We start from the raw sequence: 12468 nt of genomic DNA, 5'->3' as shown, positions 1-12468 counted from the left end.
ATTGCTGATGATCACGCCACAGCCAACGAACTTCGCATTCGTCGGTCGGGTTTGGCCGGAATTGCTGATCCACTGCCGTAACGTAGAACAGTCCGCCGTCAGCAATCCTCGTGCCGCGGGCGTCGAGGCGCGCTTTACTCTGGAACGCTTGGTGGACCACATCATCGAAGCCTATGGTTTGCGGGCTATCGGCGGTTGGTCGCTTAATGACAAGCTCAATCACCGATCCTTCAAGGATCGGGTCAATCCGATAGTGCATAGCAAAATGAACGTGCTGCGGCGCTTCGGCAATGATGCCGCGCATGGTACTGATCATATTGATCCCGAACGGGCGGTGCGTGCTACTGGCCAGCTCTTCGATATCCTGTGCTGGGCTGTGGTCAATGTTTCCAATAAGCCAATAGAACGTTCGCAACTACCTACATTTGACCGTGACATAGTTTTGCGTGCGCCTAAGCAGCGCGCCCAGAGTCAAGCGGAGATTGCAAAGCTCAATCATCGGCTACGCCGTGCGGTAGAAGCGGCGGAAACAACAAAACTGTTGCTCAGTGAGCAAGAAGAGTCGTGGCGTAAGGAACGCGAACAACACCTGGAACAGATCGCAGCCTTTCAAGGTGAGAAAGACGAGCTGGAACGGCGTCTTGAAGAAGAACGTGCGCTTTTTGAACAAGAGCTGACGAAAATGCGGGAGGAGATTGCCTCCCGGCAGCAAGTGGATACCAGTTTGAACTTTGCCATCAGCGAGGCGGAAACCCGCCGCGATCTGATTGATCCAGCACTTGCCGAGGCTGGCTTTAGCGTGGAAAACCGAAATCTGATGGTGGAGTTCCCAGTCAAAAACGGTCGCGTGGACTATGTTTTGCTTGGCGATGGTGGCAAACCCTATGCCCTGGTTGAGGCTAAGAAAACCAGTAAGTCCATTGATGCTGGACGCCAGCAAGCGGAATACTATGCCAATGAGCTGGAAAAACAGTTTGGCATGCGCCCGATCATCTATTACACCAATGGCTATGAGATCCGATTGTGGGACGACGCTGCCAATATCCCAGATGTGGGCGGGTATCCGCCTCGCGCAGTGGAGGGATACGCCACCAAAGACGAACTATATGCGATGATTCGGCGGCGTAGTCAGCGCCAACGGTTGGATGCGGTGGGCGTCGATAAGCAAATCGCTGGGCGGCCGTACCAAACAATCATGCTGCAAGCCGTGGGGGAGCGGTTTGGGGCCGGACACCGGCGAGCGCTGCTTGTCATGGCCACCGGCACCGGGAAAACCCGGACGGCAATCGCGTTGGTGAAAAAACTCACCCAAGCCGGGTGGGCGAAAAACGTGCTGTTCTTAGCAGACCGAAAATCCTTGGTGAAACAGGCGGCCGATGCCTTTAACGAACACCTAGAGAACATTCCCGTGGTGGATTTGTTGAATAATCCAAAAGGTGAGGGGCAGGTATTTTGTTCCACGTATCAGACAATGATAAACATGCTGGGCGGGGAGCAAGGCAGAGCAAGGAGTTTTAGCTCGTATCATTTTGACTTGATTATCGTGGATGAAGCGCACCGTACGATCTATCGGCGATACAGTCGGATCTTTGACTACTTTGATTCGCTATTGCTGGGGCTTACGGCAACGCCGCGGCAAGAAGTGGATCACAATACCTATTCCATGTTCCATTTGGAAAACGGAAACCCTACCGCGGACTATCCGTTAGATGCAGCAGTGGAAGATGGGTATTTGGTACCGTTCAAATCCTTCCAATGCTCGTCGGTGATTCTTCGGGAGGGGGTAGCGTACCGAGACCTTAGCCCCGAGGAGCAGCTGGAATGGGAAAACCAGAACTGGGGCGTGGATGAAAACGGTGAACCAATCGAGATGCCTGAAGAGGCAAACGCCGCGGAAATTAATGCCAAGCTGTACAACAAAGACACCATCAGGCAGGTGGTGGGCCAGGTGCTTCAATATGGCATTAAAGTTGCTGGCGCCGATCGAATTGGTAAGACTATTTTCTTTACCCGCAATAAAAAGCATGCGGAGCTGGTGTTTGAGATCATTTGCGAGACGAATCCGCAGATCCGTGCCGCGATTATTACTCACGATGCCCACAACAGCCTCGGGTTAATCGATCGGTTTAGGTCCACTGCGAAAGACGCCATCGATATCGCGGTCAGTGTAGACATGCTTGATACTGGGGTGGATGTGCCGGACGTGGTCAACTTGGTGTTTTTCCGGCCTGTGTATTCCAATGTGAAGTTCTGGCAGATGATTGGTCGCGGCACTCGGCTTAGGGAGAATCTCTTTGGTGAAGGGCTACATAAAACCGAGTTCTTTGTCTTTGACTATTGCGATAATTTGTCGCGCTTTAATGGGACGGATGGAGTGCCGCCAACCGAGGGCAGCCCGCAACGGTCCTTGTCCGAACGTACGTTCTTGAGACGTTTGGAGCTGGTGGAACTGCTGCCGGACGATGATGAGGTACGCGCTGGGGTAGTGGACAAACTGCGCACCCAACTGGAATCTGTGCCCAAACGCAGTGTGCTTATACGTCCTGAAAATCGAGAAACATTAGAGCGGCATTGCGGGGCGCAAGCGTGGGAGACGATTGACGTCGATTCGCTGAAAGACTTGGCCTACCTGCCCTTTGCCGATGAACCCGAGGACGAAGAACACGCAAAGCGTTTTGATTATTTAGTGCTGAGTTTGCAGCTTGATGTGGCACGTGGTGACGCGCTAGCTGAACGTAACCGCGACCGCCTAACCGCAATATGTTCGCATTTGCTGGGCAAAACGAATGTTCCGAGAGTGGCAGCTGCTGCTGCCACTTTGGAGCGGTACAGTGCGGAACTCTGGTGGGAGGGGATCACGGTACTGGAGTTGGAAAAGATGCGCCGCCAACTGCGCACCTTAGTTCAGTTCATGGATCGAGGTTCCCGCAACGCGGTGGTCATGGATCTTCGAGATGAACTAGTTGAGCCAGCAGAGCTAGCATTATTGCCCGAATATGCTGGCCAGTATCGCAGCAGCATTGAAGACCGTATTAGGAGGGTGCTGGAGGAGCACATTGACGACCTCGCGGTCCAGCGAGTACGTAAACTAAAACCTCTCACGGCTACTGACCTGCAAGTATTGGAAGAAATCGTTGCCGAAGCAGGACAGGAATCAGTTCCGGAACTGCGTGAACGCATTCACGGGCAATCAGTAGTCGGATACGTGCGCGGACTCATCGGGCTGGATGAGTCAGCGGTAGAGGCAGCTTTCGCTGATTTCCTCGATGGTTCCCGGTTGAATTCCGTGCAGATGGAATTTTTGCACAGGATCAACCGAGTCTTGTGCAAAACTGGTTCGTTGACTATGGATCAATTGTTTGGGGAGCCGTTTAATGAGCTAGGCACCGTGATGGATGTTTTCGACGGCGATATGGCGGTGGTGTTGGATCTGAAGGCGCGGATTGAGCAGGTGAATCAGGTGGGGTGAGAGGCTGTACGGGATAATTGAGCTTCATTCAAATTCTCAGTTATTGTAAAACTCTTTGAATTGTTAATTGATGTGGGCAGCATTAACTGCGGCGCTTGCTAATTCAGGTCAACAATACTGTGTGCTGATCTAGTTAAGAAAGGAAACAAATAATGGCAAATGCGCTTGACAAGGGGGCCGTGTGGAGAAAATGGGATCTACACGTTCATGCCCCTGATACAAGACTCGAAAACCGCTATGAAAAAACCGAAACCGGTGAAGTTGATTGGGATCGATTTTGTAAAATAATCCATGAATCTGACGTATTTGCAGTTGGCATTACGGACTACTTTTCTCTCAACTCCTTTTTTACATTCAAGGAAAAGTACACTAAAATATATCCAAACGATAATGGTCGAGTTTTCTTTCCAAATCTTGAATTACGTCTTGAGCAGGCTGTTCACAAAAAAGGAGCTGCGGTGAATATTCACCTCATTCTACCTCCTCACATCGAACGATCCGACGCTGATCGATTGCTGCACCAACTAAAGCTGCAGAATAGGAAACCCTCACAAGCCTCCAGGTGCTACACTTGCGCTGACACTTCGGAGTGGTCTGCTGAAGAGCTGAAGGGTGCAGTGACGACCCTGGACAGTATTCATGAAGCAATTAAGAATTCTTTCGATGGCGCGGATTCTCTCAATCTTGAAAACTATGCACTAATCGTTGTGTCCGGCCGTGACGATGGTCTTTCTCCGGGGGAGACGAAATTGAGTCGTCGTAAAATTGAAACGATTGACAGAATTGATTCTGGCGTGCATGCTGTTTTCTCCCGTGGAAAAGACGCGGAATACTGGTTAAGGACGGATCGTATCGATTCTGAAGAGGGAAGTATCCCGCACCCGACATTCGGCGGATGTGACGCGCATGACTTTGAAAGTCTCGAAAAAATGCTTGGAAAGACGGGTCAAGATGAGTCGCGACATTGGGAGACAACTTGGATCAAGGCAGATTTGAGCTGGGAAGGTTTACTTCAAACCTTAGCGGAGCCTGACACCCGTGTCAGGATTGATGAGCTGTGTCCAGACCGCAAAGATTCATATCGTGTAATCAAAGCTGTTGAGTTTAAAGACGAAAACGTTTTTCCAAAACGTCTAGTCTTTAATGAAAATCTAAACGCGATAATCGGCAGCAGGTCATCGGGCAAGTCGTCGCTTCTTTCGCATATAGCGCATGCCGTTGATGATAAAGAGGTTGAGAGTCAGCAGAAGGCTGCGGGCATAGAAATAGGTCCAGCGGCTGGTTATAAGTGGACGGACATTCCTTCAGATTATTGCAAGGTAGAATGGTGTGGCGGAAGCGAGGAGGGTCGTGTTATATATGTGCCTCAAAACTTCCTAAATAAACTGAGTGGCGAGCCAGCTAATGTTACTAAATATATCCTTCCGTCCGTCGAGAAAAACAATTCCTTGCTACATGGGGAGTTTGAAAGAACTCGGTCTCAAATTGCTGAAATCAATGGTGATATAGAACACTTAGTTACTACTTGGTTCGACGCCATGACGCTGCTGAAATCGATAGAGAAGCAGAAGAGTCTACTCGGTGGCAAAAACGAAATTGAAAATCAGATTCGTGTGCTTGATTTGCAGATTCGTGAGCTTAGAGAACACACTAATCTTTCTGAAGTTGATGCCGAAATGTATCGGACGGTGAAGGATCGCATTGATTCTTTAGATCAAAAGATCAATTCATCTAACGCCGAAAAGGCTTGGGTGGAAGGATTAACGGAAGGTATTACAGCTTCAGGCCGGTTAAAGCTGAAGGATGGAATGTTCATTGTGTCGCCGAATTCGAGGTGCTTAGATCTAGATTTTTCGCCTTCGCTGCAGAAAAGGTTTGAAGGTTTGATGCAAAGGCTGCAGTCTGAGGTTAACGAAATAGTTGTCACTTTTCTTGAAGAAGTATCGCAACAGGCGAATGAAAGAATTGAGAACAACACCGACGAAGTAGAGAACTTGAATTCTGAGAACAACGAGTTGTTTCGAAGATTTGAAAATAACTCATCGATTGTAAAGCTTGAAAGTGATCGCGATAACCAAATCAAGATACTCACAACAAGGGAGAATGAGGAGAAAAAGTTCCACAAAATAAAAGTTAATCTTTGTGAAACAATTAAATCGATAGAAACCAAGCTGGAAGCGCGAAGTAGGATTGAGGATGGTTTTGTCGAGAGGTTTAACGAGGAGGTTAAGGGGTATGAGAACTTAAACTTTGGCGTAGAAGCAGGCTATGACGCTGATTCCCTTGATCAACTCAGGGATAAATTCCACCTTTCTGCAAAGAATCGATATATTCAGAAGGAAAATGGGAGTATACTCGCTATCGAGGAAGTCCACACCGATGTCGAAAGATTCCTTAGGGAGCTTGAGGCGGGTGTACTAAAAATTAAACAAGCTGAGAAGCCACGAGTGGTAGCTCAAGCTGTTTTAACTGAGAGTAGGGATCTTCGTTTTTGGGCTTCGCTTGATGGCGATAAGATCGGCGGGTTTGAAGCGTCAACAATGACGCCGGGTAAACAGTCTTTGTTTGCGCTTACCTTGATTCTTAGTGATGCGGGAGAGGAGTGGCCCCTGTTGATCGATCAGCCAGAGGATGACCTTGACAGCCGCTCAATATATTTTGAGATCGTTAAGTTCTTGAAGAAGCAGAAAACGCGGCGCCAGATTCTTATGGTAACTCATAATGCAAATTTGGTGGTTGGTGCAGATGCAGAGTGTGTGATTGTGGCTAATCGTCACGGTGATGATCGAAAAAACATTGACAATCGGACTTTTGATTATTATTCTGGTGCATTGGAAAATTCGTCAAGTACTCAAGACGCTGAATTTGAACTCGAACGGCAAGGTATTCGTGAACATGTTGTTGAATTGCTTGACGGTGGTAGCGAGGCGTTCAAAAAAAGGAGGGACAAGTACAAGTTATGAAACTCTATTTGTCACCATTAGTGTCGTGTATCTGCTTTAGTGATCTATTAGCGGCGTTCCTGTGACTGGTCTTGAGTGACAGTGAGTAAATCCGGCGATGTTGGACGTTCATTCTGCAGCCTCTGTAAAGCAATATCAAGTCGAGAAGGTTCTTCAATAACTGTGCTTAGAAGAATTATTCGCGAAGATTGATATTGTCCGTTCCGTGGTCTGACTTAGGTCCATTTTTCATCTTTTGGCACCTGTTCGATTATTGCGGTGATGTCGCTGGGTATAAGGGTGTGGGCGTGGACGGTTAGACCTAAGTCAGGAAGCAAGCCGGTCAAAGATTCGAGCGTCTAACCCAATGCGGACGAGGCGGCCCGCACGGCGTCGAGCTCACGCGTGAGTTGTTGCCCGCTCATGCCCGGTGGCTTTCTGCGGTATCCGGTGTACTCCAAGTTGCGAGCCGGAGGTGTCGCCCGTGCCAGTGCTTGATGAGCCAGCGGTCGTGGCTGGCTACGATTAGTGTTCCCGGCCAGTTGCGTAGTGCTTCTTCAAGGGCGTGCATGGTGTCGAGGTCAAGGTAGTTCGTGGGTTCATCGAGCACTAGGAGAGCAGGGTGGCTGGAGAGTGCGACTGCCAGTTGGGCTCGACGTTGATTACCGGCAGACAGCTGTGAAATCGGGGTTGCCCACAGTGAAGGATGCAGTATTCCTTTGCCTTGCGCGCCGATACCGTCGCTCCAGAAACCTGAATCAAACCCAGGGTCGGATTCGGCAGGGAGGCGTTGCGGGACAAAGCCGATTGGCTCTGTGCGAGCAATAGTCCCGTCGCTGTTCGTGTGATCAGGTGGAGCGCCAGCGGCAATCCATTTCAGCAAAGTTGATTTCCCCGCCCCATTTTTACCTGTCAGCAGCAGGTGTTCACCTTGATCTAGGTCGAAACTCACTGGCTTCAACCGGCCGTATACAGTCGCTTGGCGCGCAGTTACAGCCAGCCCTGTTCCCAAGCTTGGTTCTTGGGTGGGGAATTTCAGCTGGTAGTCACGGGGTTTTCGGACTTCGTGCTGTTCCAGGCGTTTGAGCCGAACATCGTCATTACGGGTTCGTTTCACAGATGTTGCGGCCGCTCGATCTGTGAAGAATTTTTTCTCTATGCCCGCCGCTGTTTCTACGCGAACCCCGCCCTGTGCAATTTTCATGCTCTCGTGCCGATGCTCACGTATCTGGCGTTTTTGTTCCTGCTGCATGGCATGTAGCTGCCGGTGTTGTTCTTGAGCTGCTGCCTTAGCGGCTAAGTAGTCAGTGTAGTTCCCGGTATTTCTGTATACGCCCGTGATCTCTTGGCCTTCAGCTCGCGCCAATTCCGCCCAGACTGTGATGTCCATATCGTAGATTGCGGTCGCGGTGTCTTCGATAAAGGCCCGGTCGTGGCTCGTGGCGAGCACCGGCCCTTCCCAGTTTTTGATTGTCTGGGTCAGAAAGTCGATGGCCTGGGCATCTAGGTGGTTCGTTGGCTCATCAAGAATCAGCACCTCAGGGCGCACAACAAGCAATACGGCCAATTTCAGCCTCGCGCGTTGCCCAGGCGATAGGCTGCTAAGGTTCCGCTCATCGTTCGATTCAGCGAGTTCCGCTAGACCGAGCCCGTTCAGCGTTGCTTTCACACGAGCGTCCAAGGACCACACATCTAGCGTTCCCATTTGAGTAAGCACCTGGTCGTACTCAGATTCGATTCCTGCCTCACCGGCCGCCAGGGTTGCGGTAAGCTGCTCGAACCGGGCATTGAGACTCTTGAACGACGCTAGCGCTGCATCAAGGAATTCGCCTACAGTACCGCCGAACGATTCTGGATCAGGGACGCACGAATGAGACACGCCGGAGGCGATCCGCCCCGAATCAGGTGACAAGTCGCCAGCAATAACCTTTAATAGCGTGGATTTGCCAATTCCGTTCGGGCCGACAAGGAAGGCGCGTTCGCCGTTTCCAACGTGAATACTGATTTTGTCAAGGATTGTTTGGGAGCCGTATGAAAACGAAACATTTTCGAGCACAATTGCGGGCATGGTGATCTCCGAGCGTAGAGCAAGCTTTGGTCGCGTCTCAGCGGTGCTGAGTGGAGATCACTTGAACACCGGAACCACCCTTTCATTCATGCCCGCCACCAGTCAATGGCGTAACGTCAATCGTACATTGGTCGTGTGACTTAGCGGCAGGATTCCCAGCACATTCATCCGAACGCACGGCCGAAAACCGCTACTTACTTACTCCATCAAGGCCCAACCAACCGGCCATGGATTCGAGCGTGTGATCTAAGGCGGCTGGGGCAGTGCGCGGGGCGTCGGGCTCCCACGTGAGTTGCTGCACGCGCAAGGTTCCAGTACGGCGATCGGCCTTGAGGTCGACCCGACCGACTAGTTCATCGCCGAACACGAAGGGCAACACGTAATAGCCGTGGGTGCGCTGTGCCCGCGGCGTGTAGATCCCAATCCGATAATGCATTCCAAATAATTGTTGCGTGCGTTCGCGATGCCAAATCAGCGAATCGAACGGATTTACCAGCGTCACGACGTCCGCCTTACGCGGCCTACGCGCCGCCGTCCACAGAAAATGCTCACCCAAATCCGCCACCTCCACGGCCTCTAATTCGCCCGTGCCAAGCAGATGTTCGATCGCGGGAGCCGTCTCCTGCCCAGTCATACGAAAGTAGTCCCGCAAGCTAGCTCGCGTAGCGACGCCCATCGCTCTCGCCGCCGTTCGGACAAGCTCAATGTGCGCTTGCGTAAAGGGGATAGCACCTAGTTGGGCATAGGTTTCAGCCGGGATAACTCGCTCCGAAAGGTCGAAGACACGCTCGAATTGGGCATTGCGTCCCGTAGACGCCAAAACTCCCGCCCTAAACAGGTATTCGATTGTCAGTTTGGTGGAGCTCCAATTCCAACCCCAATTGTCCTTGCGTCTCTCTTCCTCCAATTTCAAACCGGCCTCACACTCGCGGGATGTGAGCGCCCCATGTTGATCGAATTCGGCCAAGATCGCCTCGATAATGCCGGGGTGCTGTTTTAAGGTGTCGTCAAGCCCGCCCCAGGCCTCGAGTCTTGCCTTCGCTTGCCGGAATTCAAACAGTGGCCATCGTGATGAGGGTATCAGACTTGCCATATGTGCCCAGGATTCGACCAGTGGCCACGGGTGTTGATCTCGCATACCATCGAGCAGTGCCGTGTCGTACGCGCCAAGGCGGGAGAAAAACGGCAGGTAGTGGGCGCGTGTCAGCACATTTACCGAATCCACTTGCACCACGCCAACCCTGTCCATGACTCGGTCAATATGCCTTCTCGTCACTCGGTCGGGCTGCGGATCCAGAAACCCTTGCGCCGCAAGCGCAATCCGGCGCGCCGCTGGTAATGAAAACCTAGTCACATTGGCGATACTAATGCGCACTGGATGCGGGCGGGACGATGGAAATCGGGGGCACGGGGCAGCTGCGCATAGCTGTGGAAATGGAGAGCTATTTATGGGGTGGACAAGATGTCGTTATTGCTGAAGATGACGGGTTGGGAATATTCTTGGTCCGGACCGTCGTCGTAAAGGAAACGCAGATAGGCGCTGAGCTGGTCGTAATCGCGGAATGTTAACGCTTGGTATGGCTCGTCGAACGCCAACTTTTCGACGAACAAAACGCCGTCATTGTAGGGCACGGCAACCCCAATATGGCCGATAAATAAGTGCGCTGGCGTGTCCAAAGTATCGTGAATAAACACGCTTACGACCTTGATATTTGGATGCGTAAACGTAATCTCTAGGTCTCGGAAATGCCGCTCAATATCAGCGACATGCTGTATTGGGTCGTGTTCACTTGTGGTTTCAATTCGGGCAAAGAGCTGCTGAAACGCCTCCAGCTCAGCGGTGGAAAGGAGCTGGGTGGGGGCATGGGCTATGGCATCTTCATCCATAAATAGCATCGAATTGTCTGGCGCCGAGTGCTGCGAATTGAGCGGCACAATATCGTGTGTAAGCAAAAATGTATTAATGCGGCAATTGGTGCCGATGAATTCAGGGAAGCGCTGGTTCCATAAATCCGACATTGCGGCTAGTGGATAGTCGGCAATGTAGTCGGCGGAATAAGGGCGGAAACCGCTTGGTAGCAATGAATCTTGTGCGACGGTGTTGTTATACAAATCAACCTGGGCAAAGAAACGATCGGCGCTGTCAGCGGAAACACCCGCGGCCAGCAATGCCGCGCGAACCTCGGATTTGCTTCCTTCATCCACAAGGTTGGAGACCGTCACGCCGTCTAACGCGGGGGTCATCGGCGAAGAAGTAGTTTTGGCGGCGGAGGTGGTTGGATCCGTGGGGGAGGAGGTTGGTTGCGTGCAGGCCGCTAAACCTAATGTTGCGCAAAGAGAAACACCGAGGAACAGAAGAGCATGACGGGGTGCGACCATGGGTTTAGTTTAGCGGCTAGGTAACCTCAGCCAACTGCGGCACCGGAGCGTAAGCTCCAGCGGTGAGTATCGGGGGCGTCGATAAGCTTGAAACGAAGTATTACGTTTGTGTTGAAGGTTTCTGAGGAGGCGCCAAATTGAATACACGAGTTCCAATTGCGCCCGAAGTGCTTAAGTGGGCGGTGCAAAAGACCGGCCGTACGGTCGAAGAGCTTTCGCAACAGCCAAGGTTTCACAGGCTGCCATCTTGGATTGCAGGCACCGATCAACCGACGCTGCGGCAAGCCGAAAAGCTGGCTCAAACAGCGAACGTTCCTTTTCCCTTCCTTCTGCTTGAGCACCCTTTTGAAACTCACATTAAGCTTCCCGATTTCAGGACAATTGGTGGTAAAGGTGTTTCGCATGCCAGCCCAGAGTTGGAACAAGTGATCAATGATTGCCAGTCACGACTTGATTGGTATAAGGAATACGCCGAAGATGCTGGGATACCCCGAGTTAACTTGTTGGGCCAGCGAACTATAAATGACAACCCAGAAGAATCAGCCCAAAGAATACGAAAAGTGCTTGGGTGGGAACCAGGTAAGTACTCCTATGGCGACAGAGCGGTTTCTGAGCTTGCGGAAATGATTGAGCAACAAGGTATTTTGGTGATGCGCAGCTCAATGGTGCAGCACAACACTCACCGTCCTTTGGATTTGCAAGAGTTTCGCGGATTCACCTTGATACAGGACGGTTACGCGCTAATTTTTATCAATACAAAAGACACTAAAAGTGGGCAGGTGTTTAGTCTTGCTCACGAGCTTGGGCATGTATTGCTTGGAGAGCCAGGCGTTTCTGGAGAACAAATCGATGGCGCTCCGGAAATAGAGCAGTGGTGTAATTCTTTTGCCGCAGAACTTCTTGTACCTAGAGAGTATTTGTGCCGTAAATGGGGTGGTTCTGTTTCGGACGGTTTCGATCAGGAAGGAGTAAAGGCATTGGCGAATAGGCTCGGCGTGAGCGCAGAAGCTGCGGCAGGCGGTGGGCACGGTATAAACAGCATGCTCCCGCGGCTTGGAACGCGCTTCATTCGGGCAACCGCCAATGCCGTAGGGTCGGAGCTATTGCAGGTCACAGACGCTTTGTATCTGCTGGGGCTGCGTAACTACAACACCGCTTTGAGGCTTATGGAAAGCGCGGGCAAGGCCGCCTGATGCGTCTGAGTGCCTCGAATGTTCTTGCCTCGGCTCCGCTTCACTTATGAGCGGTGAAGTACTGGGGCGAAGCTTGCGGCGGGCACGCTCGACATTGGGTTGATGCTGCGAGAGAATATTCCCATGAGTGATGAAAGTACTGCGGAGTTTTCTCGGCTGACGCAGCGTAATCAGGAGTTGCAGGCGCTCAACGCCGACATGGAAACCGAGCACGCGAAGTTGGAAGCACGTCACGCCAAACTGGAGGCGCGGATCGCCGAATTGGAAAAGGCGGTGGCGGATAAGGATGCTGCTACCACAGAACATGTCAAGGTGATGGAAGCGATGGAAAAAGCTATCGCTGCCATGCAAAAACACACCGGTCGTTGATGCTTGGTCTCACAGGATAAATCCTTACGGCCGACCAACCTCCGGCCG

7 protein-coding genes are annotated in these 12468 nt (G+C 51.5%); 4 read left to right on the top strand and 3 right to left on the bottom strand.

Annotated elements, in window-relative coordinates; all coding sequences use genetic code 11:
* Positions 1 to 7 precede the first annotated feature (7 nt).
* Positions 8 to 3469, top strand: coding sequence for a DEAD/DEAH box helicase family protein (locus tag CCANI_RS07380; protein ID WP_146323226.1), 3462 nt, complete (start codon positions 8 to 10; stop codon positions 3467 to 3469).
* Between the two features lie 152 nt (positions 3470 to 3621).
* Positions 3622 to 6432 carry a TrlF family AAA-like ATPase gene (locus CCANI_RS07375; RefSeq protein WP_146323225.1) on the top strand — a complete coding sequence of 937 codons (2811 nt, stop codon included), beginning with the start codon at positions 3622 to 3624 and terminating at the stop codon, positions 6430 to 6432.
* 400 nt (positions 6433 to 6832) lie between these two features.
* Here the strand turns inward: CCANI_RS07375 and CCANI_RS07370 are convergent, their stop codons facing one another.
* The 3 genes from CCANI_RS07370 to CCANI_RS07360 all read right to left on the bottom strand — a co-directional run bounded on the left by CCANI_RS07370 (position 6833) and on the right by CCANI_RS07360 (position 10858).
* A complete protein-coding gene (locus tag CCANI_RS07370; RefSeq protein ID WP_146323224.1) occupies positions 6833 to 8479 on the bottom strand; it encodes an ABC-F family ATP-binding cassette domain-containing protein in 1647 nt (548 codons plus the stop codon).
* Positions 8480 to 8669: 190 nt separating this feature from the next.
* The gene (locus CCANI_RS07365; protein ID WP_222432933.1) at positions 8670 to 9833 is read right to left on the bottom strand and encodes a winged helix-turn-helix domain-containing protein; all 1164 of its coding nucleotides are present in this window, start codon (positions 9831 to 9833) and stop codon (positions 8670 to 8672) included.
* Positions 9834 to 9925: 92 nt separating this feature from the next.
* Positions 9926 to 10858: a DUF4300 family protein gene (locus tag CCANI_RS07360; RefSeq protein WP_146323223.1), complete on the bottom strand. Its 933-nt coding sequence runs from the start codon at positions 10856 to 10858 to the stop codon at positions 9926 to 9928.
* Positions 10859 to 10995: 137 nt separating this feature from the next.
* Between CCANI_RS07360 and CCANI_RS07355 the strand changes: the two genes are divergently transcribed.
* Positions 10996 to 12051, top strand: a complete 1056-nt coding sequence (locus tag CCANI_RS07355) for an ImmA/IrrE family metallo-endopeptidase (RefSeq protein WP_146323222.1) — start codon at positions 10996 to 10998, stop codon at positions 12049 to 12051.
* Positions 12052 to 12174: 123 nt separating this feature from the next.
* Positions 12175 to 12420 carry a hypothetical protein gene (locus CCANI_RS07350; protein ID WP_146323221.1) on the top strand — a complete coding sequence of 82 codons (246 nt, stop codon included), beginning with the start codon at positions 12175 to 12177 and terminating at the stop codon, positions 12418 to 12420.
* The last annotated feature ends 48 nt before the right edge of the window (positions 12421 to 12468 follow it).

It is taken from the genome of Corynebacterium canis (assembly GCF_030408595.1).
GTDB classification, from domain to species: domain Bacteria; phylum Actinomycetota; class Actinomycetes; order Mycobacteriales; family Mycobacteriaceae; genus Corynebacterium; species Corynebacterium canis.
The sequence above is the reverse complement of the archived record's forward strand: the minus strand, read 5'-3'. Positions and strand labels throughout refer to the sequence as shown.